General features: G+C 51.6%; 28 protein-coding genes and 1 pseudogene. 22 read left to right on the top strand and 7 right to left on the bottom strand.

The features are described from left to right. Window positions 1-166 precede the first annotated feature (166 nt). Window positions 167-571, top strand: a complete 405-nt coding sequence (locus tag B880_RS0124120; RefSeq protein ID WP_017350031.1) for an OsmC family protein — start codon at window positions 167-169, stop codon at window positions 569-571. On the opposite strand, the gene B880_RS0124125 is transcribed toward B880_RS0124120, so the two are convergent. From B880_RS0124125 to B880_RS0124135, 3 genes are read right to left on the bottom strand one after another with little or no spacing between them, the layout of a single operon-like run. Further along, on the bottom strand, window positions 568-1,437 hold the full coding sequence (locus B880_RS0124125; RefSeq protein ID WP_017350032.1) for a phosphoribulokinase: 870 nt from the start codon (window positions 1,435-1,437) through the stop codon (window positions 568-570). The two genes, B880_RS0124120 and B880_RS0124125, sit on opposite strands and share 4 nt — an antisense overlap. 59 nt (window positions 1,438-1,496) lie before the next feature. Beyond that, window positions 1,497-1,718 (bottom strand): YheU family protein, encoded by a 222-nt coding sequence (locus B880_RS0124130; protein WP_017350033.1) that lies wholly within the window; start codon window positions 1,716-1,718, stop codon window positions 1,497-1,499. Beyond that, window positions 1,715-2,713: a hydrolase gene (locus B880_RS0124135; RefSeq protein WP_017350034.1), complete on the bottom strand. Its 999-nt coding sequence runs from the start codon at window positions 2,711-2,713 to the stop codon at window positions 1,715-1,717. Before B880_RS0124135 ends, B880_RS0124130 begins: the two co-directional genes overlap by 4 nt. Window positions 2,714-2,752: 39 nt before the next feature. Between B880_RS0124135 and B880_RS0124140 the strand changes: the two genes are divergently transcribed. From B880_RS0124140 to tauD, 5 genes are all read left to right on the top strand, one after another. Then, window positions 2,753-3,355 (top strand): LysE family translocator, encoded by a 603-nt coding sequence (locus B880_RS0124140; RefSeq protein ID WP_026042886.1) that lies wholly within the window; start codon window positions 2,753-2,755, stop codon window positions 3,353-3,355. A 206-nt stretch (window positions 3,356-3,561) separates the two neighbouring features. Beyond that, a complete protein-coding gene (gene tauA, locus B880_RS0124145) occupies window positions 3,562-4,545 on the top strand; it encodes a taurine ABC transporter substrate-binding protein (RefSeq protein ID WP_017350037.1) in 984 nt (327 codons plus the stop codon). Between the two features lie 10 nt (window positions 4,546-4,555). Then, window positions 4,556-5,323, top strand: coding sequence for a taurine ABC transporter ATP-binding subunit (gene tauB / locus B880_RS0124150; protein WP_017350038.1), 768 nt, complete (start codon window positions 4,556-4,558; stop codon window positions 5,321-5,323). Continuing rightward, window positions 5,320-6,144, top strand: coding sequence for a taurine ABC transporter permease TauC (gene tauC / locus B880_RS0124155; protein ID WP_017350039.1), 825 nt, complete (start codon window positions 5,320-5,322; stop codon window positions 6,142-6,144). Before tauB ends, tauC begins: the two co-directional genes overlap by 4 nt. Continuing rightward, complete coding sequence (gene tauD, locus B880_RS0124160) at window positions 6,141-6,980, top strand: taurine dioxygenase (RefSeq protein WP_017350040.1); 840 nt, start codon at window positions 6,141-6,143, stop codon at window positions 6,978-6,980. The genes tauC and tauD overlap by 4 nt, the downstream gene beginning before the upstream one ends. A gap of 47 nt (window positions 6,981-7,027) precedes the next feature. Here tauD and B880_RS0124165 read toward each other — a convergent pair whose 3' ends face one another. Continuing rightward, on the bottom strand, window positions 7,028-8,935 hold the full coding sequence (locus B880_RS0124165) for an ABC transporter ATP-binding protein (RefSeq protein WP_026042887.1): 1,908 nt from the start codon (window positions 8,933-8,935) through the stop codon (window positions 7,028-7,030). 223 nt (window positions 8,936-9,158) lie between these two features. Here B880_RS0124165 and kefG point away from each other — a divergent pair, with 223 nt between their 5' ends. The 7 genes from kefG (at window position 9,159) to B880_RS0124200 (ending at window position 15,690) form a co-directional block, all read left to right on the top strand. Next, a complete protein-coding gene (gene kefG / locus B880_RS0124170; protein WP_017350042.1) occupies window positions 9,159-9,710 on the top strand; it encodes a glutathione-regulated potassium-efflux system ancillary protein KefG in 552 nt (183 codons plus the stop codon). Next, complete coding sequence (gene kefB / locus B880_RS0124175; RefSeq protein ID WP_017350043.1) at window positions 9,710-11,512, top strand: glutathione-regulated potassium-efflux system protein KefB; 1,803 nt, start codon at window positions 9,710-9,712, stop codon at window positions 11,510-11,512. Before kefG ends, kefB begins: the two co-directional genes overlap by 1 nt. Window positions 11,513-11,565: 53 nt before the next feature. Then, entirely contained in the window at window positions 11,566-11,760 is a 195-nt protein-coding gene (locus B880_RS0124180; protein ID WP_026042888.1) for a YheV family putative zinc ribbon protein, read from the top strand. A gap of 184 nt (window positions 11,761-11,944) precedes the next feature. Then, on the top strand, window positions 11,945-12,493 hold the full coding sequence (slyD, locus tag B880_RS0124185) for a peptidylprolyl isomerase (RefSeq protein WP_017350045.1): 549 nt from the start codon (window positions 11,945-11,947) through the stop codon (window positions 12,491-12,493). A gap of 372 nt (window positions 12,494-12,865) precedes the next feature. Further along, window positions 12,866-13,870, top strand: a complete 1,005-nt coding sequence (locus B880_RS0124190; protein ID WP_017350046.1) for a glycosyltransferase — start codon at window positions 12,866-12,868, stop codon at window positions 13,868-13,870. Continuing rightward, window positions 13,870-14,274 (top strand): GtrA family protein, encoded by a 405-nt coding sequence (locus B880_RS0124195; RefSeq protein WP_017350047.1) that lies wholly within the window; start codon window positions 13,870-13,872, stop codon window positions 14,272-14,274. Before B880_RS0124190 ends, B880_RS0124195 begins: the two co-directional genes overlap by 1 nt. A gap of 12 nt (window positions 14,275-14,286) precedes the next feature. Next, window positions 14,287-15,690, top strand: coding sequence for a DUF2142 domain-containing protein (locus B880_RS0124200; protein ID WP_017350048.1), 1,404 nt, complete (start codon window positions 14,287-14,289; stop codon window positions 15,688-15,690). Between the two features lie 71 nt (window positions 15,691-15,761). On the opposite strand, the gene B880_RS0124205 is transcribed toward B880_RS0124200, so the two are convergent. Next, window positions 15,762-16,091 (bottom strand): hypothetical protein, encoded by a 330-nt coding sequence (locus tag B880_RS0124205; RefSeq protein WP_017350049.1) that lies wholly within the window; start codon window positions 16,089-16,091, stop codon window positions 15,762-15,764. 450 nt (window positions 16,092-16,541) lie between these two features. Next, window positions 16,542-17,381, bottom strand: a complete 840-nt coding sequence (locus B880_RS0124210; RefSeq protein WP_017350050.1) for a DUF4225 domain-containing protein — start codon at window positions 17,379-17,381, stop codon at window positions 16,542-16,544. 137 nt (window positions 17,382-17,518) lie between these two features. Here B880_RS0124210 and B880_RS25550 point away from each other — a divergent pair. After that, window positions 17,519-17,995 (top strand): annotated as a pseudogene (locus B880_RS25550) (Hcp family type VI secretion system effector). 54 nt (window positions 17,996-18,049) lie between these two features. On the opposite strand, the gene B880_RS0124220 reads toward B880_RS25550, so the two are convergent. Then, the gene (locus tag B880_RS0124220; protein WP_017350052.1) at window positions 18,050-18,268 is read right to left on the bottom strand and encodes a SlyX family protein; all 219 of its coding nucleotides are present in this window, start codon (window positions 18,266-18,268) and stop codon (window positions 18,050-18,052) included. A gap of 281 nt (window positions 18,269-18,549) precedes the next feature. Here B880_RS0124220 and fkpA point away from each other — a divergent pair, with 281 nt between their 5' ends. From fkpA to fusA, 8 genes are all read left to right on the top strand, one after another. Next, window positions 18,550-19,389 (top strand): FKBP-type peptidyl-prolyl cis-trans isomerase, encoded by an 840-nt coding sequence (gene fkpA / locus B880_RS0124225; protein ID WP_026042890.1) that lies wholly within the window; start codon window positions 18,550-18,552, stop codon window positions 19,387-19,389. A gap of 283 nt (window positions 19,390-19,672) precedes the next feature. Continuing rightward, complete coding sequence (locus B880_RS0124230) at window positions 19,673-20,386, top strand: helix-turn-helix transcriptional regulator (RefSeq protein ID WP_017350055.1); 714 nt, start codon at window positions 19,673-19,675, stop codon at window positions 20,384-20,386. A gap of 8 nt (window positions 20,387-20,394) precedes the next feature. Further along, a complete protein-coding gene (gene tusD / locus B880_RS0124235; protein ID WP_017350056.1) occupies window positions 20,395-20,781 on the top strand; it encodes a sulfurtransferase complex subunit TusD in 387 nt (128 codons plus the stop codon). Beyond that, window positions 20,781-21,140 (top strand): sulfurtransferase complex subunit TusC, encoded by a 360-nt coding sequence (gene tusC, locus B880_RS0124240; RefSeq protein WP_017350057.1) that lies wholly within the window; start codon window positions 20,781-20,783, stop codon window positions 21,138-21,140. Before tusD ends, tusC begins: the two co-directional genes overlap by 1 nt. 9 nt (window positions 21,141-21,149) lie before the next feature. Then, on the top strand, window positions 21,150-21,437 hold the full coding sequence (tusB, locus tag B880_RS0124245; protein WP_017350058.1) for a sulfurtransferase complex subunit TusB: 288 nt from the start codon (window positions 21,150-21,152) through the stop codon (window positions 21,435-21,437). 125 nt (window positions 21,438-21,562) lie between these two features. Continuing rightward, window positions 21,563-21,937 (top strand): 30S ribosomal protein S12, encoded by a 375-nt coding sequence (gene rpsL, locus B880_RS0124250; RefSeq protein WP_003852912.1) that lies wholly within the window; start codon window positions 21,563-21,565, stop codon window positions 21,935-21,937. A gap of 96 nt (window positions 21,938-22,033) precedes the next feature. Then, window positions 22,034-22,504, top strand: coding sequence for a 30S ribosomal protein S7 (rpsG, locus tag B880_RS0124255; RefSeq protein WP_017350059.1), 471 nt, complete (start codon window positions 22,034-22,036; stop codon window positions 22,502-22,504). A 93-nt stretch (window positions 22,505-22,597) separates the two neighbouring features. Then, window positions 22,598-24,712, top strand: a complete 2,115-nt coding sequence (fusA, locus tag B880_RS0124260; protein ID WP_017350060.1) for an elongation factor G — start codon at window positions 22,598-22,600, stop codon at window positions 24,710-24,712. Window positions 24,713-24,747: the final 35 nt, after the last annotated feature.

Consider the following 24,747-nt stretch of genomic DNA (forward strand, 5'->3'; position numbering starts at 1 on the left):
TTATGTGACGAAAAATATTTTCATCTCTGTTTGTAGCACAGCTTTTGCCGACTGTCTTGTGTTGTCTCGCTTCAGCTGCAACGAGGCGGGTCTTGGTTCGGAGGCGATTGCTGTTTGTCAGGGAGAGGCGTACTCTGGCGGCAAATCGACCTCTGGAGTAAGTAGCATGCAGGCAAGAGTAAAGTGGGTAGAGGGGCTGACCTTTCTCGGTGAGTCTTCTTCAGGCCATCAGATTATTATGGACGGGAATTCCGGCGATAAAGCGCCAAGCCCAATGGAACTGGTGCTGATGTCCGCAGGCGGATGTAGCGCCATCGACGTGGTTTCCATTCTGCAAAAAGGGCGTCATGACGTGAGCAATTGCGAAGTGAAGCTGACCTCAGAACGCCGTGAAGAAGCACCGCGTATTTTCACCCATATTAATCTGCACTTTATCGTCACTGGTAAAGATCTCAGTGATAAAGCGGTAGCGCGGGCGGTGGATCTCTCTGCCGAGAAGTACTGCTCAGTGGCGATTATGCTCGGCAAAGGTGTAGAAATAACCCACAGCTATGAAGTGATTGCGGCTTAAGCCACACCTCGACCTTGCATCAGACGCTGCACCAGCGGCGTCATGATCAGCTCCATTGCCAGCCCCATTTTGCCGCCCGGTACGACCAACGTATTAATGTGCGAGATAAACGAGCCCTGAATCATCGCCAGCAGATAGGGGAAATCAATATCTTCCAGGTCGCGGAAATGAATCACGACAAAACTTTCATCCAGTGAGGGGATTTCTCGCGCTGCAAACGGGTTTGAGGTATCGACAGTGGGCACGCGCTGGAAGTTAATGTGCGTGCGTGAGAACTGTGGGGTGATGTAGTTAATGTAGTCTTCCATCGAACGCACCACGGACTCCATCACGGCTTCGCGCGAGTGGCCGCGCTCGCTGGTATCGCGGATCAACTTTTGAATCCACTCCAGGTTAACGATAGGGACGACTCCAACCAGTAAATCCACCTGCCCGGCAACGTCGTGATTCTGTGCGACCACGCCACCATGCAATCCTTCATAAAACAGGACATCGGTGTTTTGCGGGAGCGGCTGCCACGGCGTAAAGGTGCCTGGCACCTGGTTCCAGGGTACGGCTTCATCATAGGTATGCAGATACTTACGCGATTGCCCCTGACCGCTGCGGCCATATTCGGCGAATGTGCTTTCCAGTAAGCCGAAGTCGTTGGCCTCTGGGCCGAAATAGCTGATGTGTTTACCCATATCGCGCGCTTTGCGGATCGCCATGTCCATTTCAGGGCGAGTAAAGCGATGGAAGCTATCCCCTTCCAGCGTGGCGGCCTGTAGCTGTAGCTGCTGAAAAATCTTGCGAAAGGCGAGGCTGGTGGTGGTTGTGCCTGCGCCACTGGAACCGGTCACGGCGATAATCGGATGCCTGGCAGACATAAATGGATTCCCTGTTAAGTCAGACGATGTGCATTGTTAACACGAAATGCGGGCGGATGCTATCCGCCACGAAACTCAGAGCGAGGCATAATATTGACGCTTTCGTGCAGTTCTGACCACACCAGAACCACCTCACCACTTGCCAGCTGGCGGCGCACATCATCCACTTTTTGTGTCAGGCTGCGTTCCTGTAAGCCGTAGTCTGTGCCTTCGCGCAGCACAAAGCTTTCAATCAGGTTCGTCAGGGTATCTGGGTCAATTTGCTGCCAGGGAATAATCATGTTGTTGCTTCCAGCCAGGGAGTAAGCCACTGCGGCACCCGCTGCTCTAGCCACATTTGTGGACGACGCAGGCTACCGCCAACGAAGCCAACGTGGCCGCCGTGAGTGGTGAGTTGATAAGTGGTGCTGGCCGATAGCTGTTCATGGCTGGGGATCACCGCATCGGTCATAAAGGGATCGTCTTTAGCATGAATGATCAGCAGCGGCGTTTCGATCTGCTTTAGCAATGGCATGGCACTGGCACGGCGGTAGTAATCACCGGCATCGACAAAGCCGTGCGCGCGCGAAGTGACCGCATCATCAAAGTCGCGCAGACGGCGGAAGCCTTTGAGTTGCAGTAGGTCCACCGGTAGGGAGTCTGGCCAGGCGCGCAGTTTACGCAGCGCATTTTTTTTCAGCTGAGTCAGCAGGTAATACTGATAGAAGCGTGAGAAGCCGCTCTCCAGTTTAACGCTGCACGGTTCCAGCTCCAGGGGCGCAGAGATGACAACCGCCGCCTCCAGGGGGATATCGCCCCGTTGCTCTCCCAGCAGGCAGGCCAGCATATTGCCACCGAGCGAAACACCAATGGCGGCAGTAGGCACTTCGCCCCAGGTGCTGCGCAGCCAGTTAAGGAAAAAACGTGCGTCTTCGGTTTCACCAGAGTGATAAATACGATTCAGGCGGTTAGGGACGCCGCTACAGCCGCGAAAATGCATCACGACGCTCAGCCACCCCTGCTGCTGGCAGGCCTGCATCAGTCCGTGCGCATACGGGCTACGAATGCTGCCCTCCAGGCCATGAAACAGTACTACGCGGGGTTTATGCTTTGCACCTTGGGGATCTTCACTCCACGCAAGATCGACAAAATCGCCATCGGGCAAATCGAGCCTTTGCCAGTGTGGTTTAAGATGGACACGACGGCGGAGCAGGCGCGGCAGCAAGGTCTGTAGATGTGGATTGTGCAAGCCGGCGAGTGGTGTAAAATTCACGGCTTCTATGCTGTTCTGATTCATAGCACCTGTAGCTGGGTTAGGGTGAGGAGCACCCATTTCATGGAATTAAGTCTTTTCTTGTCTATGTTGGGCTTTTTGTGGGTTGCCGCTATTACCCCGGGGCCTAATAATATGTTACTTACGGCCTCCGGTGCCAACTTTGGCTTCCTCCGATCAATCCCGCTAATGATTGGCATCATGATCGGCATGCAGATCATGTTGATGCTGGTTGCCTTCGGCGTTGGCGGTTTGATCTTACTCTATCCCTCATTACACCTGTTTTTGAAAGTTGCGGGTAGTCTTTATCTGCTATGGCTGGCCTGGAAAATTGCAACCGCAGAATACGAAACCCTGGAAGCCGGTACTGGCCCAACCTCGCCAATGCCTTTCTGGCAGGGCGGATTGCTGCAGTTAATCAACCCTAAAGCCTGGCTTATGGCATTGGGTGCCGTGGCGAGTTTTAGTCTGACCGGCGATGCCTGGCGTAGTTCGGTTATTGCGATTAGTTTTGCCATGGTGTTGGTGAATCTGGTGGCGGGTATTGCCTGGTTAGGGTTTGGCAGCATGATTGGCCGACTGTTACACAGCCCCCGCGCCTGGCGCGTGTTTAACCTCGCCATGGGATTACTGACCGCAGCCTGCGTGATTTTAATCTGGCTCTAACTTCCTGTTTTACCGCGCACTTCGCAGGGTAGGCTCAACTGCCCTGCATATTTCTCCTTTGCCGCCTCTTTTTTGCGCTTTTTGCATGTGTTTTGCCGCCAATGATCTAAGAACTAATTCCTATTAGGGATAATTTTTTATTCCTTTATGAAATTTCTGCCGCTTGTGACACTGCATCTATCATAAGAATCGATGGGGTGAATATCATGGCAGCAACACGTTTGACTCTTCTGGCCACAGCACTGGCCCTGGTGACACTGCACGCTAACGCGGAAAAAGTGGATGTCACCGTTGCCTACCAAACGTCGGCTGAGCCTGCGAAGGTGGCACAGGCTGATGGCACTTTCGCAAAAGAGAGCGGGGCAAATGTCCAGTGGCGCAAATTCGATAGCGGCGTCGGTGTACTACAGGCGCTGACTTCCGGCGATGTACAAATTGGTAATATCGGTTCGAGTCCGCTGGCAGTAGCGGCAACGCAGAAGTTACCGATTGAAGCCTTCTTGCTGGCCTCACAGCTTGGCAGTTCTGAAGCCCTGGTCGTGAAGAAGTCGATCACTTCCCCTAAAGACCTTATCGGCAAGAAGATTGCCGTGCCTTTCATCTCCACTTCCCATTACAGCCTGCTGGCCGCCCTGAAGCACTGGGGTATTAAGCCGGGCCAGGTACAGCTGATCAATCTGTTGCCTGCGGCGATCAATGCGGCCTGGCAGCGTGGTGATATCGATGGCGCTTACGTCTGGTCTCCGGCGGTTAACGAGCTGGAGAAAACCGGCAATGTACTCACTGACTCCTCTGAAGTGGGCAAATGGGGTTCCCCAACGCTGGATGTCTGGGTAGTGCGCAAAGATTTCGCGCAGAAGCACCCTGAAGTGGTGACGGCGTTTGCCCGCAGTGCGATTGAAGCACAGCAGGCTTATCTGAATAACCCAGAAGCCTGGCTCAAGCAGCCCGAGTATCTGCAGAAGTTGGCTCGCCTGAGTGGTGTACCCGAAGCAGACGTCCCAGGGTTGGTAAAAGGTAACACCTATCTGACGGCTGAACAGCAGGTTGAGCAGTTGGGCAAACCGGTGGATAAAGCGATTGTGGATACGGCGCAGTTCCTGAAGGAGCAGGGCAAAGTGCCTGATGCCGCCAGTGATTACAGCCAGTACGTGACCTCACGTTTCGTGGCGCCGCTGATTAAGAAATAAGGGGACGAGTATGCTCAGCATCAACCATCTCAGTGCGCGTTATGCCGGTCAGGCTGCGTTGCAGGATATCAATCTGCAGTTGGGCAACGGTGAACTTATGGTGGTGCTGGGGCCGTCCGGATGCGGTAAGACAACCTTGCTGAATCTGATCGCCGGGTTTTTACCGGTGGAGTCCGGCAGCATTACCCTGGAAGGAAAGACGGTTCAGGGGCCGGGCGCAGAGCGTGGGGTGGTATTCCAGAATGAGGGCCTGCTGCCGTGGCGTAATGTGATCGATAACGTTGCCTTTGGACTGCAACTTGCGGGTGTCGGCCGGGCTGAACGTCATCGTACCGCCACGCGGTTGATCAAGCAGGTGGGCCTGGAAGGGGCGGAACAACGTTTTATCTGGCAGCTGTCTGGTGGACAGCGCCAGCGAGTGGGCATTGCTCGTGCGCTGGCGACCGATCCTCAGCTGTTGTTGCTGGATGAGCCGTTTGGCGCACTGGATGCGTTTACGCGTGAGCAGATGCAAACGCTGCTCCTGACTCTGTGGCGCGATAGCGGAAAGCAGATTTTGTTAATTACGCACGACATTGAAGAAGCGGTGTTTCTGGCGAGCGAATTGGTGCTGCTGTCGCCGGGGCCGGGTCGGGTGGCCGAGCGCCTGCGTCTGGACTTTGGGCAGCGCTTTGCCGCCGGTGAGCCGTGCCGCAGCATCAAGTCCGATCCGGCATTTATTGAGCGCCGGGAATATGTCCTGAATCAGGTGTTTTCTCAACGTGAGGCGTTCATATGAGTGCGGTAATCGATAAAACCCAGACGGCACGCCGTGGGGTGCGCTGGCCTTTTTCCCGTCAGTTAAGCCTGAGTTTTTTGAGCCTGGTGCTGCTGGTCCTGGTGTGGTGGGCAATTACGGCACTGGGATTAGTCGCTCCGATTTTCTTGCCGCCACCGCAACAAGTGTTGGCGAAATTGTATATGGTCGCCAGCCCCCAGGGCTTTATGGATGCCACGCTATGGCAGCACCTTTCCGCCAGCCTGTTTCGTATGGTGATTGCCTTACTGGCCGCCGCGCTGATTGGGGTGCCCGTGGGCATTGCGATGGGCCTGAGCCCGACCATTCGCGGTTTACTTGATCCATTAATTGAGCTGTACCGCCCGGTGCCGCCACTGGCGTATTTACCGCTGATGGTGATCTGGTTTGGCATTGGCGAAACATCGAAGATTTTACTGATTTATCTGGCGATTTTTGCGCCGGTGACGTTGTCCACCCTGGCGGGCGTCAAGAATGCCCAACAGGTACGCATTCGTGCTGCCCGTGCTTTGGGTGCCAGCCGCTGGCAGGTCTTACGCTTTGTAATTTTACCCGGCGCACTGCCGGAGATCCTGACCGGATTACGCATCGGATTGGGGGTAGGTTGGTCAACCCTGGTGGCCGCTGAACTGATAGGTGCAACGCGTGGGTTAGGTTTTATGGTGCAGTCAGCCGGTGAGTTTCTCGCGACCGATGTGGTCCTGGCGGGCATCCTGGTGATTGCAGTTATCGCAATTACGTTAGAGTTGGGGCTGCGAGCGTTACAGCGCCGTTTGACCCCGTGGAATGGAGAGCAGCAATGAGTGAGAAAGTATCTCTGACCGCGCTGGGCCCGCACATTGGCGCTCAGGTGAATGATTTGGATTTGAGCCGCCCGTTAAGCGATGCTCAGTTTGAGCAGCTCTATCATGGCTTGCTACGTCACCAGGTACTGTTTCTGCGCGACCAGACGATAACACCGCAGCAGCAGCGTGCTTTCGCTGCCCGTTTTGGCGATCTGCATATCCATCCCATCTATCCCCATGCCGAAGGCGTGGAGGAGATTATCGTGTTGGATACCGATGACAATAATCCCCCCGACAACGATAACTGGCACACCGATGTGACATTTATCAATACGCCTCCGGCGATTGCCGTGTTGGCTGCCCGGCTGCTGCCCGAGAACGGCGGCGATACGCTGTGGGCCAGCAATATTGCGGCCTATAATGCGCTGTCTGAGCCGTTCAAAACCTTGCTGAATGGCTTGCAGGCAGAGCACGATATTCGCAAGTCGTTCCAGGAGTATAAGTACCGTAAAACCGAGGCGGAGCGTCAGCGTTTGCAACTCGCGGTGGATAAGAACCCGCCAGTGACGCATCCGGTGATTCGTACTCACCCGGTGAGTGGTAAGAAAGCGTTGTTTGTAAACGAAGGATTTACCACCCGGATTGTTGGTCTGAATCAAAAAGAGAGTGAGGCGATTCTGAATTTCCTGTTTGCGCACATTACCAAACCCGAGTTTCAGGTGCGTTGGCGCTGGCGTGAAGGGGATGTCGCTATCTGGGATAACCGTATTACGCAGCATTACGCCACCGCAGATTACTCTCCCGCGCGCCGTATCATGCACCGCGCAACGGTGCTGGGCGATACGCCGTTTTGATTTATACACCCTCTCTCTTTGGAGAGGGTGAGGGAAAATCTAAAGCATCACTCCGCAGCCAGCATGGCTTCGAGCTGTTCTTGCGCATCCAGCCATGCCATTTCAGTCTCTTCCAGAGACGATTTGGCACTGGCCTGAAGCTGTAACGCCTGCGCGAGATCGGCTTTGCGCGCTTGCTCATAAATGGCGCTGTCAGAAAGCTGCTGCTCGGCATCATTCAACTGGCTCTGCCATTTTGCCATCTGCTTCTCCAGCTTCTCGATCTCTTTGCGCAACGGCTGAGTCTGCGCGCGTAACTCGGCATCACGGCGTTTCTGATCTTTACGTGCCTGAGCGCTATTGGCGTTATCCTGGCGTGGGGCAGCATCCTGTTGCGCCTGCTGCTTCTGCAGATCGCTCAGCCACTGCTGATAATCCTCCAGATCGCCCTCGAACATATCGACCTTACCATCATGCACTAGATACAAGTCGTCGGTGGTGGCACGCAACAGATGACGATCGTGCGAGACCACAACCAGAGCGCCTTCGAAATCAATCAACGCTTCGGTCAGTGCCTGACGCATATCCAGATCGAGGTGGTTGGTCGGTTCATCCAGTAACAGCAGGTTTGGCCGCTGCCAGACGATCAATGCCAGCACCAGGCGGGCCTTCTCACCGCCGGAAAAACGCTCGGTCACTTCATTGACTTTATCGGACTGGAAGCCAAAACCGCCGAGGTAATCGCGCAGCTGCTGCTCCAGAACCTTCGGCGCAATACGGGCAAGATGCTGCAACGGTGTTTCATCAGCACGTAAAAACTCAAGCTGATGCTGAGCGAAGTAGCCGAGCTTAATGCCTTTTGCCAGACCCGTCTCACCTTTGAGCGGAGCCAGCTCTCCCGCTAACAGTTTGATCAGCGTCGATTTACCTGCGCCGTTACGGCCTAACAGACCAATGCGCGAACCTGGCACCAAATTCAGCTTAATGGCATCAAGAATAATTCGCTCGCCATAACCGGCGGTCACCTTCTCCATCTTCAGCAATGGGCTGGGTAAACTCTCTGGGGCGCGGAAACTAAAACTAAACGGATTATCTACGTGAGCTGGCGCAATCAACTCCATCCGCTCCAGCATCTTGATGCGGCTTTGTGCCTGTTTCGCTTTTGACGCCTTGGCGCGGAAACGGTCGATATAACTCTGGAGATGCGCCACCTTCTCCTGCTGCTGGGCAAACAATGCCTGCTGCTGGGCCAGTTTTGCGACACGCTGACGTTCAAATGAACTGTAATTGCCCGTGTATTCAACCATCGTTTGCTGTTCGATATGTAGAATCTTATCGACAACCGGATCGAGAAAATCGCGATCGTGGGAAATCAGAATCAGCGTGCCGGTGTAGTTATTCAGCCAGCGCTCCAGCCAGATAACGGCATCGAGATCGAGGTGGTTCGTCGGTTCATCAAGCAGCAGCAAATCTGAACGGCAAATCAGGGCTTGTGCCAGGTTCAGACGCATACGCCAGCCACCGGAAAAATCGCTTACCGGGCGTTGGAGTTGCTCATTACTGAAACCCAGACCGTGTAACAGGCTGGAGGCGCGAGCATGAATACTCCACGCCTGAATGGCCTCCAGCTTACCGTGCAGCAGGGCGATGGCATTGCCATTATTTTCTGCATTTGCGTGGGCTAATTCGGATTCCAGCTGACGAAATTCGCGATCGCCGTCGATAACATACTCTAGCGCAGCTTTACTCAGCGCTGGCGTCTCCTGGTTAACCCAGGCCAATGCCCAGTTAGCAGGAAAAGAGAAACTACCGGCATCACTGCTGATTTCATTTTTAAGCAAGGCCAGCAGCGTCGATTTACCGCAGCCATTTTTACCGACCAGGCCAACTTTTTGCCCTGGATTGATCGTGGCGGAGGCGTTATCGAGCAGGACGCGAGTGCCACGGCGAATTTGTAACGAGGAGAAGACAATCATAAGCGCCGCATAGTCAGAATATGTTAATTTACACGCACCATAATAATACCCGCCAGAAATCACGCTCCGGGCGCGTTGGCTTGCTTTACTTAATCCCGACTCTTTCAGGGATTTGCTGCCTCGCCGCTTTCCTGCAGCGTGAACTATTGGGGTACAGATAAATACTGCGTCGAGCATGGTAGCGGAAAAGTCACGCCATGACGACGCCCTGGAAGGGGAAGCTATGCCGCAGCCACCAAAAATCCTGCTGCTTTACGCCCATCCGGAATCACAGGATTCGATTGCAAATCGGGTTTTGCTGCAACCGGCAATGGGACTGGAGCACGTTACTGTGCACGATCTCTATGCACACTATCCCGACTTCTTTATTGATGTTCACCATGAACAACAGCTGCTGCGTGAGCATGACATTATTGTGTTTCAGCACCCGCTCTATACCTACAGCTGCCCGGCTTTGCTCAAAGAGTGGCTGGATCGCGTCTTGTCGCGCGGCTTTGCCAGCGGCACTGACGGGAATGCGCTGGCGGGCAAATACTGGCGCAGCGTCATCACGACCGGGGAGCCGGAAACGGCTTATCATCAGGATGGCCTGAATCGCTACCCGATGACGGAAGTTATGCGCCCGTTTGAACTTACCGCGCAGATGTGTCGTATGCACTGGATGACGCCGATGGTGATCTACTGGGCACGGCGACAGCAGCCGGAAGTCATGAAAAACTTTGCGAGCGCCTATGGCGACTGGCTCTCATCTCCACTGCCACAGGGAGGCGTGTAATGGAAGGACAAACGTTACTCACGGCCGGGGTGATCTATCTGGTTGCTGCGGTTCTGATTGTGCCAGTGGCAGCGCGCCTGGGGATTGGCGCCGTACTGGGCTATCTGCTGGCGGGCATCGCTATCGGTCCTTGGGGGCTGGGCTTTATCAGTGATGTAGAAGAGATCCTGCACTTCTCCGAGCTTGGCGTGGTGTTCCTGATGTTTATCATCGGACTGGAACTTAACCCCTCGAAGCTTTGGGCACTAAGACGTTCTATTTTTGGCGTGGGTGCCGCGCAGGTGATCATTTCGGCAGCGCTGCTTGGGGTGATTCTCTGGCTCAGCCATTTTGCCTGGCAGGCCGCGGTGATTGGCGGTATCGGACTGGCAATGTCCTCGACGGCGATGGCGCTGCAACTGATGCGCGACAAAGGCATGAACCGCAGTGAATCGGGCCAGCTTGGCTTCTCGGTACTGTTGTTCCAGGATTTGGCCGTGATTCCCGCATTGGCGCTGGTGCCGCTGCTGGCAGGTGGAGACAACGGCCAGTTCGACTGGATGAAACTGGGGATGAAAGTGCTGGCCTTTGCCGGCATGTTGGTGGGAGGGCGCTATCTGTTACGTCCCATCCTGCGCTACATCGCCGCTTCTGGCGTGCGTGAAGTCTTCACAGCAGCCGCACTGCTGCTGGTATTGGGTTCGGCGCTGTTTATGGACACTCTCGGGCTTTCCATGGCGTTGGGAACCTTCATCGCAGGCATCCTGCTGGCGGAAAGCGAATACCGCCATGAGCTGGAAGTTGCGATTGAGCCGTTTAAAGGCCTGCTGCTTGGCTTGTTCTTTATCTCGGTTGGTATGGCGCTAAACCTGGGCGTGCTCTATACCCACATCGTGGAAATCCTGGTGGGTGTGCTGCTGCTGGTCGTAGTGAAAACGCTGGTGCTGTACGTCCTTGCACGCATTTATGGCATGCGCAGCTCTGAACGTTTGCAGTTTGCCGGGGTGCTGAGTCAGGGGGGCGAGTTTGCCTTTGTCCTGTTCTCTGCTGCCTCTTCGGTCAAGTTGTTTACCGGTGACCAACTCCCGCTGCTGTTAGTCACCGTCACGCTCTCAATGATGACCACGCCGCTGGTCATGCAGGGCATCGATCGCATTTTGGCGCGCCGCTTCAATGAAACGGAAGACAGCGATGAGAAACACTATGTGGAAGATGATGCGCCGCAGGTGATTGTGGTCGGCTTTGGCCGTTTCGGTCAGGTCGTTGGGCGCTTGCTCATGGCGAATAATACCCGTATTACCGTACTGGAACGTGACATCAGTGCGGTTAGCCTGATGCGCAAGTACGGCTATAAGGTCTATTATGGGGACGCGACTGAACTAGAATTGCTGCGGGCAGCGGGCGCTGCAACCGCCCAGTCCATCGTGATCACCTGTAATGAGCCGGAAGACACCATGAACATCGTGCATCTGTGCCAACAGCATTTCCCACAGTTGCAGATCATGGCGCGGGCGCGTGGTCGTGTGGAGGCGCATGAGCTTCTGCAGGCCGGTGTTCAGCAGTTCACGCGTGAAACCTTCTCCAGTGCGCTGGAGCTGGGCCGTAAAGCACTTATTTCTCTGGGTATGCACCCACATCAGGCGCAGCGGGCACAGCTGCACTTCCGCCGCCTGGATATGCGTATGCTGCGTGAACTGGTGCCAAATCATGGCGACAGCGTTCAAGTCTCGCGTGTGCGTGAGGCAAGACGCGAGCTGGAGGATATCTTCCAGCGGGAAATGCAGCACGAAAAACGCCAGCTTGATGGCTGGGACGATGAGTAATGTACAGATCCTGCTATCGCAAGATAGCAGGTCACCCTTTCGGACAGAGCAAAATGCGTAAACGTTTTATTGCCGGTGCGGTATGCCCGCAGTGTCAGCAGAAAGATACTCTGGCACTGTGGCGTGAAAATAATGTCGATGTGGTTGAGTGTGTTAAGTGCGGCCACCAGATGCGTGAAGCGGACAAACAGGCGAAAAGCCAGGTTCGGGAAAACGAGCAGGTTATTGGCATTTTCCATCCTGAGTAGCGGAATCCCGCACCTTTTTTTAAGCTTAAACTTACAGCGGGATTGAATTCCGCTACAATCGGCGCCATTACGCTGAGGTGGCGAGGCGCTGTTCCTCAGTTTCGAACCTTTCTGGTTGGTGTTATTGCACGCAAAAATAGACCAATGAGGCGGGGTTATCGGTTCTCAACGGTTAGGAGATATCATGAAAGTAGCAAAAGACCTGGTAGTAAGCCTGGCCTATCAGGTACGTACAGAAGACGGTGTGTTGGTTGATGAGTCTCCGGTGAGTGCACCGCTGGATTATCTGCACGGTCATGGTTCCCTGATTTCTGGTCTGGAAAAAGCGCTGGAAAATCATGTAGTAGGCGATAAGTTTGACGTGCATATCACTGCAAACGACGCTTACGGCCAGTATGATGACAACCTGGTACAGCGCGTACCAAAAGATGTCTTCATGGGTGTAGATGAACTGCAAGTGGGCATGCGTTTCCTGGCGGAAACCGATCAGGGTCCAGTTCCAGTAGAAATCACCGAAGTGGAAGATGAGCACGTTGTTGTCGATGGCAACCACATGCTGGCGGGTCAGGACCTGAACTTCAACGTTGAAGTTGTCGCGATCCGTGAAGCCACGGCTGAAGAACTGGCTCACGGCCACGTTCACGGTGCTGACGGCCATCATCACGACCACGATCACGACCATGACCACGGTCAAGGCGGTTGTGGTACCGGCGGTTGTGGCTGCAGCCACTAATACAGTACCTTCGCACCACGCTTATTTAGCGTAGCTGCCTGAAATCCCGGACATTGTGCCGGGATTTTTTATTTTCTGACGATATTGTGACAATCTATTAAATATTCTATTATTTTTTTATTCTCAATCCTGAGTGTGTTTTTCATATATCAGTCTATTATTGTTACATCGGCCAGGATAAAGCTGGTTTTTACATTTTACCTTGCAAGCTTGTTCTTATTTTTTGATATTCATTTACTCGAAATCTCCTAAAAAGACCGGTAAAAAAGCGAGTTTATTGACGATCCGCACAAAATGTTTTTAACTTCCTTGCACTGCTCCAGAACTGAACGCCAAAAAATTAACGTAGTTTAGCCTGTACAGGGATATTAAATGCTCACTGTAAATAAACTCGTGTCCGCTGATTTAGCCAGCGAAGAACTGATTCAGGAACATGTTCGCTATCGTGGTAAACATGTTGCTTTAGTGGTGCCTTGTCATAATGAGGCAACCACTATCTATCAAGTAGTTAGTGAATTCAGAACGGCCATGCCGGAGCTGGATATCTGGGTATTTGATAATCTCTCAACCGATAACACTCGTGAGCAGGCCCAGGCGGCCGGTGCCACGGTGATTGCGGTTAACGAGAAAGGCAAAGGCAATGTTGTGCGTCGCATGTTTGCTGAGGTTAATGCCGATGTTTACGTGATGGTCGATGGTGATGCCACCTATGAAGCGCGTGCGATCCACAAGCTGGTGGACAAGTTGATAGATGACCGCCTCGATATGGTGGTTGGCTGTCGTCGGGTTGCCGCCGAGATTGCCGAAAAGGCCTATCGGCCAGGGCACCAGTTTGGTAATAAGCTCCTTACCACCAGCGTGACCAGGATTTTTGGGGGACGCTTCACGGATATGCTCTCTGGTTATCGTGCATTTACCCGTCGTTATGCAAAGTCTTTCCCGGCGCTGGCGCGTGGTTTCGAAACGGAAACTGAGCTGACGGTACATGCGCTGGAACTGCGTATGCCCTATGGTGAAGTGACCACGGTTTACGGCGAACGTCCCGAAGGTTCGGAAAGCAAGCTCTCCACCTATAAAGACGGAGTGCGTATCCTTGCCACAATTATTCGACTGTTCATGCGCGAAAAGCCGCTGTTCTTCTTCGGCATGATTTCCCTGCTGTTCTTTATCGTCTCACTGGGGCTGTTTCTACCCGTATTGGCACAATACTTTAGTACCGGCCTGGTACCGCGTCTGCCCACCGCAGTGCTTTCGGCGGTGTTAATGCTGGCAGGGTTCTTATCGCTGGCGTGTGGACTGATTCTGGATAACGTCACCATTGGGCGTCAGGAGAACAAGCGTCTGTTCTACTTATCAACTTCGAATCGTGACTTCTGATGAAGCAACTGCTGCTGGAGGCGTTTAAATTTGGCGTGGTTGGCGTCGTCGGATTTGTGGTCGATACCGGCGTGCTTTACCTGCTGAAAGGGGCGTTAGGGCTGTATTACGCCAGAGTGATTTCGTTTATCTGTGCGGTGATCGCGACCTGGCTGCTTAATCGCGCATTTACCTTTGCTCAGGCACAGGTTTCACAGCGGCGCAGTAAAGAGTTTCTGCTCTATTTTCTGTTTATGTGTCTTGGTGGCGTGATTAATATTGGCTGCTACATGATAGTCATAAATTACTTCTCTCTGGCGCACAGTTGGCCCGTTATTGCGGTGGCAGTAGGCAGTATTGCCGGGATGTTCTCAAACTTCTTCATGTCCAGAACCTTTATCTATAAGCGTATTGCCGTCAGTTAAAAGGGATATAACATGACCCAGACTTTTTCACCGCTACGTGGACTGCTGGCGATTATCGTCGTTTACCTGCTGTTTTTTCTTATTTCGCTGGCAAAACCGCCCTTAAGTTCTCCCGATGAAATTAACCACTTTTCACGTAGCGCTGCACTGGCACAAGGCGAGTGGGTACTGAATGGCGAACCGAACACCGGTGGCAGCATTGATCAGGGTGCTGACAAGGCGAACAGTTTGTACAGTGAGATCGCTGATACTTACCAGCCACAAAATTTCACTGATTACATCGCACAGCTCAAGCAGGTCACCTTCACCGGCAGCACCGCATTCCATGCGATGCCTAATGTCTCTTATTACTTGCCGCTATTCTATGCACCGGCAGCTATTGCGTTGAAGATCGGTGAACTCTCCGGGCTAAACTTCTGGTATACCTATCAACTCGCGGCCATTTTTACTTTTACCGTTTCTCTGGCGTTGATTGTGTGGGCGTGGCGCATCTATCCGATCCCACCGCTGGCGTGGGTCGTAGTGTTACTGCCGATGTCACTGTATCAGCTATTTTCACCCACGATTGATGGACTGGGGTTGAGCCTTGCTCTGCTGGCGATGTCCTGCTTTATGCGGCTTAACAGCAATACTGAGAAACCATTGAGTGGGCGTTATCTACTCCTGCTCAGCGTGGCGCTAACGCTGCTGTTGTGTAGCAAAATCAACCTGCTTCCCATGGTCCTGCTGCCGCTGTGGCTGTGGTGGCGACAACGGCGTGCTATCCACCTGGTGGCGACCGTTCTAATCACGCTGATTGCACTGGCCTGGACGCTGTATACCCTGAAAAATACCCATAACACCCTGGTCACGCTGCATCCGGGGATTGAAGCACCGGCCATGATTAAGTACTACATCCAACATCCGCTGCAAGTGGCGACAATCTTCTTGCACACCTTTGCCAATATAAAATCCATGGCGATGATCTTCATCAGCTTTATTGGCATTCTCGGTGCGTTGGATGCGCCGGTGCGTGTCTCGCTGATTGTGATTTTCGCGTTGATTTTTGCGCTGGCGTTGGTGGTGACCGTCTTTAAAGGGAAGTTAATTGCTCAGCGCAGTAGTGGGGTGTTGCTGATTGTCGTTGCGCTCTCTTCGGTGATCCTGATCTACCTGGCGATGCTGGCTCAATGGTCACCTTTCCCCACGCAGGAGATCGTTGGCGTTCAGGGGCGTTATTTCTTTATTCCCACCGTGGTGCTGGCCTATGCGTTTAACGGAAACTATCGGCTGCCGCAGAAAGTGCCGATGCTGATTTTTCTTGGGCTGCTTTCGGTAGGTGCCATCTACCTCGCGTTACACGACCGCTATGGCAGTGATATCAGCAACAGTAACCGGGTGATCTACCACTCAACCAACAAGTATTTCCGCTGGTAGCAGAGTGCGCCGCCGTCTTGTGGCGGCGCACAACATCATCCAACCACCGTGTGATTCCGCTTTACAGTCAGTCAGTTGACTGACTGTCTACCCTCCGCTTTGTCGTGTTCAGGATCGGTTTTTTTCTCCTGCTGATTAGCTAACTGTTCATCTAACAGATATTTATAGGTTGATGAAAGATAAAAACCGTATAACACCACACTAATCGTCAGTACCAAGCTAAATAGCGTATATAAAGAGACGGGTTGACCTGTTACGTATTCGAGTAATATTTTCAGGCTGCTCGCAATGCCGTAAAGAAAACAGAGAGCGCGCTTAAACCGGGTGGATCTTATCTCACTCTGTAGAGTTTTCTGCGGTTTATTCACTTCGGGGGTGAGATTTTTCTGTCTATTAGGCATTGTTTACTCTTTTTTATGGGGTGGATCATAATTGTGACCATTAAACAATAACAAACTTTGATATCGGGTTTGGTCTTGTATAAGGTACGGGTGGTTAATGGTGCTATGTGCCAATGGCTAACGGACTATAGTGCTGGCATTTTTTATCTCATGGTTGGTGAGAAGGAATTTTGTATGAGGTGTGTAGCGTGAATGCATTTGAGTATGAGAAAAAATTGTTGGATAACGGTTTTAGTGGGAAAGATATTGCCGTGTTAAGGCAATATCTAGGCAAGAGGTATATGACTTACTCTTCTATAATTGATGCATTTTCCTATAGGTACATGATACTCATCGTTCTGCAAGTGATTGTTTTCATTGTCGTAATTCTTGATATTTTAAATGACGTGAGCTCTCTAATTCCTTGGGTTTTGACATTGCTTACCATAGGGCCTGTATTTTACTTTTATCCTATGGCGAGGTTGGCATTGAAGGCATTTCGTTTTCGTTTGAAGCAGCATGATTGAAACCGTCATACAATCCTTTGGCAGCGATAAGGTTTGTAAACAACTCTCCGCCAAAATCTACTTTTGACATTAAAGATAGGTGCCTGACATAGTCTGAGGGCATATGATTAAACAGACTGAGGGTTCCTGGTCTTAGTACGAGTCTGGTCATGCCATACCATGAGAGGCCCATTGTGGCTCCGTGATAAGCTAACTCCCCTATACGCTCATCAAATCCTAGAAAGTTGGCTGATTTCATATAGCTATCCTTTAAGAATCCGCGAGAGTCACTACGTTTATTTCTAATATTTCTATACGATTCATAGGCATCATTTATGCCATGCATGACGAGTAAAGCGCCGTATGCAGCGCCAACAACACCGGCAGGGGTCGCTAGAGTAAATAATAACCCCATTCCAACTATTGCTTGCCCTAATCCGACAACAACACCTACTGCATTGATTGTAAAGCTGAATCCTTCCTCGGTTGCAACGACTTTTACAGATGCCGTTAATTTAGCCTCACCCGATGTAAGCATCCTGTCTTCTGCTTGTAAATTTTCCTTCTCGGATTTTAATTTATTTAAGCACGCCTGGAACTCATCTTCGGTTTTCGCGTAACTGAGTTTATTTAATTGTTCTCGTATAAATAAGCTGATCTCATCCTGAAACTGCATCCGTAAAAATCCGTCTTTAAGATGCATCAGTGATGCGCTATTTGCGACGCGGCTCAACTCTTTCGCTTCTGCATTTGCCATAGTGCGATAATAACTGGATAATCGATTCTGCTGCCAGTAATTGTCCATGATTTTTCCTTGTGGATATTGGGGCCGCAGAAGAAAACCATAAATGAGTTTCTATGTATAGCTATCTTTTTATTTCAGTTGAATGATCTCTCATTGTTTAAATATCGCTGTGAAAATCCTAAGGAGTTATTGTGATCATGGACATGTTTTTGCGCATTGATGGAATTCAAGGCGAGTCGCAAAATGACAAACATAAAGGCTGGGTTGATATTGAGTCTTATAGTTGGGGTGCTGTGCAGTCAACCAATTTAGCGCTAGGAAGTGGTGGCGGGGTGGGAAAGGTGCAATATAAAGATCTAACGGTAATCGCTAATTTAGATAAGGCCACGCCTGCCATTTCCCACTTTTTATCCAGCGGGAAACATATTCCCAAGGTAGAGCTTTCTCTGTGTAAGGCTGGAGGGCAGCAGATGGAGTATTATCGTATTACGCTGGAAAATGCCATGCTCACGCATGTGATGCATAACGCGTTTCATAATAGCGATAGCCCTAAAATCAGCTATCAGTTTCAGGCTGAATAGGTAAAACAGAGTTACTGGGAGCAGACCACGTCCGGCGGTAAAGGCGCAGAAACACAATCTGGCTGGAATATAAAACAGAACAAGGCGGTGTAAGTGCTAAATAAGCTGAACCGCTAAAAATGTGTTCAGCTTAGTAGGCGGGTTGAATCAGTAGTGTGGCGGTGGTGTCTCTTCTGACTGAGAAGCAATCATCGACGGTGCCGTCGATTTTACTTTTTCCAGCAGCAAACGCATCTGCTCACGCATACGGCTCATTTCCAGTTCGTGTTGCACTACCGTGTTATTGAGTTGATCGATGGTCAACTCCTGAAAGGCTAACTTACTCTCCAGCGCTTCCAGACGCTGCTCCCACTCTGGTTGTTGCATGACTTCTCCTCGTATCAGGTGTCTCACTTACGACATGAGTGCGATTGTACGCAGTCTTCCAGCACAGATTCATCTGGTTTTTATGCAGGCGTTGGCCTGGAGGGCTTGAAAAACGTGCCTTACGTTATCATCTCTGGTGAAACTTCCTGATGCAAAAAAGGTCGGAGGTTAACCAGGTAATTACCCTGCGGGAGTGTTCGCCACTGCCGCGTACCGTTATAGTGTGGGCCTCAGGTTCCGCAATGATTCCCGAGGTCACAGGCTTCGGTTTTGGAGAAAGGATGAAATCACTGTTTAAAGTCACATTGTTAGCGACCACCCTGGCGGTAGCGATGAACGCATCGCTGGCTACAGCGGCAGAAGCCACTGCAACCCCTACTGCGGATGCGCCAGCTGCGGCGGCTGCGCCACAGGCACCAAAGAATGCTGCTTTCAAAAATGAAGATCAGCAATCTGCCTATGCACTGGGTGCTTCATTGGGTCGCTACATGGACAACTCACTGAAGGAACAGGAAAAACTGGGCATCACTCTGGATAAACAGCAGCTGATCGCTGGTGTACAGGATGCTTTCGGTGGTAAGAGCAAACTCTCTGATGAAGAGATCGAACAGACTCTGCAAGCCTTCGAAGCCCGCGTAAAAGGCGCAGCTCAGGCTAAGCAGGAAAAAGACGCTAAAGAGAACGCAGACAAAGGCGCAGCATATGCAGCCAAGTTCGCTAAAGAAAAAGGCGTGAAGAAAACCGAAAGCGGTTTGCTGTACCAGGTAGAGAAAGAAGGTACTGGTGAAGCACCGAAAGACAGTGACACTGTAGTTGTGAACTACAAAGGTACTCTGACTGACGGTACTGAGTTTGATAACTCTTACACCCGTGGTGAGCCACTGTCATTCCGTCTGGATGGCGTGATCCCAGGCTGGACCGAAGGCCTGAAGCACGTTAAGAAAGGCGGCAAAATCAAGCTGGTAATTCCACCACAGTTGGCCTACGGCGCTAATGGCGTTCCTGGTATTCCAGCTAACTCTACTCTGGTGTTTGAAGTTGAGCTGCTGGACATCAAGCCAGCACCAAAAGCTGACGCAAAAACTCAGGCTCCAGCTGCTGCGGATAAAAAAGCACAGTAAGTCAGAGCGCTGTTTTAGCTGCTTATCCGGCTAACTGCCAAGCGGGGCAGGGTTAACTGCCCCGTTATTTCTCTTCCTGCCAGATGTTCGACTAGCCATCACGATCTCCTGTCACTCTTTGTGATTTTGATGTGCATCCAGCCAGCCCCTTTTCGTTGCTTCTCCCTGATAAAGCTCTGGAATATGCGCACGACATTTGCCAGACTAATGCCCGCACAATTATCTGAATCATGAGTCTGCCCTGCGCTGAGACAGGCTCCAGCCATTTAGGGTGATCTTCTTGATGTCGAATCCGTTTAATCCCGGTGAACCGGGCGATTTTGATTTGCTGGATCAACGACCGTTTGCTGCCAGTGACTTTGATATTCTTAAGTCTTATGAGGCAGTCGTCGATGGGCTAGCGATGCTGATCGGCTCGCATTGCGAAATTGTCCTGCACTCCCTGGAAGACCTGAAATGCTCTGCGGTACGGATCGCCAATGGTGAACATACCGGGCGTAAAGTCGGCTCGCCAATTACTGATTTGGCACTACGAATGCTGCACGACATGCACGGTGCTGACAGCAACGTCTCACGCGCTTACTTCACTCGGGCGAAAAGTGGCGTGCTGATGAAGTCAGTGACGATTGCCATTCGCAATCGCGAGCAGCGGGTAATTGGTCTGCTGTGTATCAATATGAACCTTGATGTGCCTTTCTCGCAGATTATGTCCACGTTTATGCCACCAGAAATGCAGCAGGTTGATTCGAGCGTTAACTTTGCCAGTTCGGTAGAGGACCTGGTGACACAAACTCTCGAGTTCACGATTGAAGAAGTCAGCGGCGATCGCAGCGTATCCAACAATGCCAAGAACCGGCAGATTGTGCTTAACCTGTATGAAAAAGGTATTTTTGATATCAAAGATGCGATCAACCAGGTTGCAGACCGCCTGAATATCTCCAAACATACGGTCTATCTCTACATTCGCCAGTTCAAAAGCGATGATGCCCAGGAGTAGCTAAGGTGATGCGCTATACCTTGTTGGTTACCGGTCCGGCTTATGGCACACAGCACGCCAGCAGTGCGCTATTGTTTGCACGTGCTTTACTCGCAGCAGGGCATCAGCTGGAGAGCGTATTTTTCTATCGCGAAGGGGTGCTGAATGCGAATCAGCTCACCGCGCCGGCCAGCGATGAAGTGGATCTGGTACGTGAGTGGCAAGCGTTGCACCAGGAGCAGGGCGTTGCCCTGAACATCTGTGTCGCAGCAGCACTGCGTCGCGGTGTGACGGATGAGCAAGAAGCCGCTCGTCTGGATCTGGCGGGTGCAAACTTGCAGCCCGGTTTTGTGTTTAGCGGTTTGGGCGCACTGGCTGAGGCCGCCTTAAGCTGCGATAGACTGGTACAGTTCTGATGAATCGTGTGGCATTTATCTTTACTCAGGCACCTCATGGCAGCAGTGCCGGACGGGAAGGGCTGGACGCCGTGTTGGCTACCGCTGCACTGAGCGAAGATGTAGGCCTGTTTTTCATCGGTGATGGTGTGTTGCAGCTGATCCCAGGCCAACAGCCTGCTACCATTCTGGCACGTGACTATATTGCGACATTTGGCGTATTGGCGTTATACGACATTGAGCAGTGCTATGTTTGTCTTGAGTCTCTTCAGGCCCGTGGCTTCTCTGCTGACTCAGATCGGGTGCTGGAAGCGGAAGTGCTGGCCGCCAGTGCGTTACGCGCTAAACTCGACAGCTATGACCGAATTCTGCGCTTTTAAGGCCACGAGATGCTACATACCCTGATGCAATCACCCTGGCAGAGCGATCTTGATAGCCTGCTGTTGTTACTACAGCCGGGTGATGATTTGCTCCTGCTACAGGATGGCGTGACCGCTGCCCTGCAAGGTAGTGCGCCATTAGCACGTCTGCTTGCAAGTGCAGCAACTGTCTACGTGTTACAGGAAGATGTGACCGCACGCGGTCTCATTGCTCAAATTTCAACCGAAGTGCAACGGGTCGACTATACTGGATTCGTTGCATTAACGGCTGGTCACCCAAAACAAATGACCTGGTAATGCTGGAAAGCCTGGTTATTTCTTGACACCCTTTTGACTCAGCCCTAAAATTCTGCGTCCTCGTACTCTTACGAGGCGATTTATTACGTGTTTACGAAGCAAAAGCTAAACCCAGGAGCTATTTAATGGCAACAGTTAACCAGCTGGTTCGCAAACCACGCGTACGCAAAGTTGCAAAGAGCAACGTGCCTGCGCTGGAAGCTTGCCCGCAGAAACGTGGCGTATGTACTCGTGTGTACACCACCACCCCTAAAAAACCAAACTCCGCACTGCGTAAAGTTTGCCGTGTGCGTTTGACCAACGGTTTTGAAGTTACCTCCTACATCGGTGGTGAAGGTCACAACCTGCAGGAACACTCAGTGATCCTGATCCGTGGCGGTCGTGTTAAAGACTTGCCAGGTGTGCGTTACCACACCGTTCGTGGCGCGCTGGACTGCTCAGGTGTTAAAGACCGTAAGCAGGCTCGCTCCAAGTATGGTGTGAAGAAGCCAAAGGCTTAATGGTTCTCCGTTAAGTAAGGCCAAACGTTTTAACCTAAATGTCAAACTTAACTCGTAGAGTTTTGGACAATCCTGAATTAACAACGGAGTATTTCCATGCCACGTCGTCGCGTCATTGGTCAGCGTAAAATCCTGCCGGATCCTAAGTTCGGATCAGAATTGCTGGCTAAATTTGTAAATATCCTGATGGTAGATGGTAAGAAGTCTACTGCAGAATCAATCGTTTATACCGCTCTTGAGACCCTGGCTCAGCGCTCTGGTAAAAACGAGCTGGAAGCATTTGAAGTAGCCCTGGACAACGTCCGCCCAACCGTGGAAGTTAAATCTCGCCGCGTTGGTGGTTCTACTTATCAGGTTCCAGTTGAAGTACGTCCGGTTCGTCGTAATGCTCTGGCAATGCGTTGGATCGTTGAAGCTGCTCGTAAACGCGGTGATAAATCAATGGCTCTGCGCCTGGCGAACGAACTTTCTGATGCTGCGGACAATAAAGGTACCGCAGTTAAGAAACGTGAAGACGTTCACCGTATGGCAGAAGCCAACAAGGCGTTCGCTCACTACCGCTGGTAACAGTTACGTAGTTGTTGTTCAACCAGCGGGCGCTCAAACAGCCAACCCGCTGGGGTCGACTAACTTTGAACGTCCGAAAAACCGAGGAATAAAATGGCTCGTAAAACACCCATTGCTCGCTACCGTAACATCGGTATCAGTGCGCACATCGACGCCGGTAAGACTACTACTACCGAACGCGTTCTGTTCTACACCGGTGTAAACCACAAAATCGGTGAAGTACACGACGGCGCAGCAACCATGGACTGGATGGAGCAGGAACAGGAACGTGGTATTACCATCACTTCCGCTGCAACCACCTGTTACTGGTCTGGTATGGCTAAGCAGTTCGAACCACACCACGTAAACATCATCGACACCCCAGGACACGTTGACTTCACCATCGAAGTAGAACGTTCTATGCGTGTTCTTGATGGCGCGGTAATGGTTTACTGTGCAGTTGGTGGCGTTCAGCCACAGTCTGAGACCGTATGGCGTCAGGCTAACAAATATAAAGTTCCACGCATCGCGTTCGTTAACAAAATGGACCGCATGGGTGCTAACTTCCTGAAAGTTGTTAACCAGATGGAAGTTCGTCTGGGTGCAACTCCAGTTCCTCTGCAGCTGGCTATCGGCGCAGAAGAGAAATTCACCGGTGTTGTTGACCTGGTGAAAATGAAAGCAATCAACTGGAACGACGAAGACCAAGGTGTAACCTTCGTCTACGAAGATATCCCAGCTGATATGCAGGAACTGGCTGAAGAATGGCGCGCGAAGCTGGTCGAAGCCGCTGCTGAAGGCTCTGATGAGCTGATGGAGAAATTCTTCGGTGGTGAAGAACTGACTGAAGAAGAGATCAAAACATCTCTGCGTAAGCGTGTTCTGAACAACGAAATCATCCTGGTAACCTGTGGTTCTGCATTTAAGAACAAAGGTGTTCAGGCGATGCTGGATGCAGTTGTTGAATATCTGCCAGCACCGACTGACGTTACCGCGATTAACGGTATGCTGGACGACGGTAAAGACACTCCGGCTGTTCGTCACTCAGACGACAGCGAGCCGTTTGCTGCGCTGGCGTTCAAAATCGCAACCGACCCGTTTGTTGGTAACCTGACCTTCTTCCGCGTTTACTCTGGTGTTGTTAACACTGGTGACACCGTGTACAACCCGGTTAAGTCAAACCGTGAGCGTCTGGGCCGTATCGTTCAGATGCACGCTAACAAGCGTGAAGAGATCAAAGAAGTTCGTGCGGGCGACATCGCAGCTGCGATCGGCCTGAAAGATGTGACCACTGGTGACACCCTGTGTGACCCAGATAACGTCATCATCCTTGAGCGCATGGAATTCCCAGAGCCGGTTATCTCTATCGCCGTTGAGCCGAAAACCAAAGCTGACCAGGAAAAAATGGGTCTGGCTCTGGGTCGTCTGGCGAAAGAAGACCCGTCATTCCGCGTATGGACTGACGAAGAATCTAACCAGACTATCATCGCTGGTATGGGTGAACTGCACCTCGACATCATCGTTGACCGCATGAAGCGTGAATTCAACGTTGAAGCGAACGTCGGTAAACCTCAGGTTGCTTACCGTGAAGCTATCCGTAACAAAGTTACTGATATCGAAGGTAAACACGCCAAGCAGTCTGGTGGTCGTGGTCAGTATGGTCATGTTGTTATCGACATGTACCCACTGGAGCCGGGTTCTAACCCTAAAGGTTACGAATTCGTCAACGACATCAAAGGTGGTGTGATTCCTGGTGAATACATCCCTGCGGTTGACAAAGGTATCCAGGAGCAGCTGAAATCTGGTCCACTGGCCGGTTATCCGGTAGTAGATCTGGGTGTTCGTCTGCACTTCGGTTCATACCATGACGTTGACTCCTCAGAACTGGCGTTTAAACTGGCTGCTTCTATTGCGTTTAAAGACGGCTTTAAGAAAGCAACTCCAGTACTGCTTGAACCTATCATGAAGGTTGAAGTAGAAACTCCAGAAGAGAACACTGGTGACGTCATCGGTGACCTTAGCCGCCGTCGTGGTATGCTGAAAGGTCAGGAATCTAACGCTACTGGCGTTGAGATTCACGCTGAAGTTCCGCTGTCTGAAATGTTCGGATATGCTACTCAGCTGCGTTCTCTGACTAAAGGCCGTGCTTCTTACTCCATGGAGTTCCTGAAGTACGATGATGCGCCGAACAACGTCGCTCAGGCCGTTATTGAAGCTCGTAGCAAATAAGCTACGGTTTAAAATTGTTAATTGATGCCTTCACG

The organism is Pantoea sp. A4, assembly GCF_000295955.2.
Lineage (GTDB): Bacteria > Pseudomonadota > Gammaproteobacteria > Enterobacterales > Enterobacteriaceae > Pantoea > Pantoea multigeneris.

Bases quoted from the DNA above. Each gene is read 5' to 3' on its own strand.
- B880_RS0124230 (WP_017350055.1), top strand. From the start codon at position 19,673: ATGTCGAATCCGTTTAATCCCGGTGAACCGGGCGATTTTGATTTGCTG.
- B880_RS0124135 (WP_017350034.1), bottom strand. From the start codon at position 2,713: ATGAATCAGAACAGCATAGAAGCCGTGAATTTTACACCACTCGCCGGC.
- B880_RS0124130 (WP_017350033.1), bottom strand. From the start codon at position 1,718: ATGATTATTCCCTGGCAGCAAATTGACCCAGATACCCTGACGAACCTG.
- rpsL (WP_003852912.1), top strand. From the start codon at position 21,563: ATGGCAACAGTTAACCAGCTGGTTCGCAAACCACGCGTACGCAAAGTT.
- kefB (WP_017350043.1), top strand. From the start codon at position 9,710: ATGGAAGGACAAACGTTACTCACGGCCGGGGTGATCTATCTGGTTGCT.
- fkpA (WP_026042890.1), top strand. From the start codon at position 18,550: ATGAAATCACTGTTTAAAGTCACATTGTTAGCGACCACCCTGGCGGTA.
- B880_RS0124165 (WP_026042887.1), bottom strand. From the start codon at position 8,935: ATGATTGTCTTCTCCTCGTTACAAATTCGCCGTGGCACTCGCGTCCTG.
- tusD (WP_017350056.1), top strand. From the start codon at position 20,395: ATGCGCTATACCTTGTTGGTTACCGGTCCGGCTTATGGCACACAGCAC.
- rpsG (WP_017350059.1), top strand. From the start codon at position 22,034: ATGCCACGTCGTCGCGTCATTGGTCAGCGTAAAATCCTGCCGGATCCT.
- B880_RS0124120 (WP_017350031.1), top strand. From the start codon at position 167: ATGCAGGCAAGAGTAAAGTGGGTAGAGGGGCTGACCTTTCTCGGTGAG.
- tauB (WP_017350038.1), top strand. From the start codon at position 4,556: ATGCTCAGCATCAACCATCTCAGTGCGCGTTATGCCGGTCAGGCTGCG.
- tusB (WP_017350058.1), top strand. From the start codon at position 21,150: ATGCTACATACCCTGATGCAATCACCCTGGCAGAGCGATCTTGATAGC.
- B880_RS0124205 (WP_017350049.1), bottom strand. From the start codon at position 16,091: ATGCCTAATAGACAGAAAAATCTCACCCCCGAAGTGAATAAACCGCAG.
- B880_RS0124125 (WP_017350032.1), bottom strand. From the start codon at position 1,437: ATGTCTGCCAGGCATCCGATTATCGCCGTGACCGGTTCCAGTGGCGCA.
- tusC (WP_017350057.1), top strand. From the start codon at position 20,781: ATGAATCGTGTGGCATTTATCTTTACTCAGGCACCTCATGGCAGCAGT.
- slyD (WP_017350045.1), top strand. From the start codon at position 11,945: ATGAAAGTAGCAAAAGACCTGGTAGTAAGCCTGGCCTATCAGGTACGT.
- tauD (WP_017350040.1), top strand. From the start codon at position 6,141: ATGAGTGAGAAAGTATCTCTGACCGCGCTGGGCCCGCACATTGGCGCT.
- B880_RS0124180 (WP_026042888.1), top strand. From the start codon at position 11,566: ATGCGTAAACGTTTTATTGCCGGTGCGGTATGCCCGCAGTGTCAGCAG.
- B880_RS0124200 (WP_017350048.1), top strand. From the start codon at position 14,287: ATGACCCAGACTTTTTCACCGCTACGTGGACTGCTGGCGATTATCGTC.
- B880_RS0124210 (WP_017350050.1), bottom strand. From the start codon at position 17,381: ATGGACAATTACTGGCAGCAGAATCGATTATCCAGTTATTATCGCACT.
- B880_RS0124195 (WP_017350047.1), top strand. From the start codon at position 13,870: ATGAAGCAACTGCTGCTGGAGGCGTTTAAATTTGGCGTGGTTGGCGTC.
- B880_RS0124220 (WP_017350052.1), bottom strand. From the start codon at position 18,268: ATGCAACAACCAGAGTGGGAGCAGCGTCTGGAAGCGCTGGAGAGTAAG.
- B880_RS0124140 (WP_026042886.1), top strand. From the start codon at position 2,753: ATGGAATTAAGTCTTTTCTTGTCTATGTTGGGCTTTTTGTGGGTTGCC.
- fusA (WP_017350060.1), top strand. From the start codon at position 22,598: ATGGCTCGTAAAACACCCATTGCTCGCTACCGTAACATCGGTATCAGT.
- tauA (WP_017350037.1), top strand. From the start codon at position 3,562: ATGGCAGCAACACGTTTGACTCTTCTGGCCACAGCACTGGCCCTGGTG.
- B880_RS0124190 (WP_017350046.1), top strand. From the start codon at position 12,866: ATGCTCACTGTAAATAAACTCGTGTCCGCTGATTTAGCCAGCGAAGAA.
- tauC (WP_017350039.1), top strand. From the start codon at position 5,320: ATGAGTGCGGTAATCGATAAAACCCAGACGGCACGCCGTGGGGTGCGC.
- kefG (WP_017350042.1), top strand. From the start codon at position 9,159: ATGCCGCAGCCACCAAAAATCCTGCTGCTTTACGCCCATCCGGAATCA.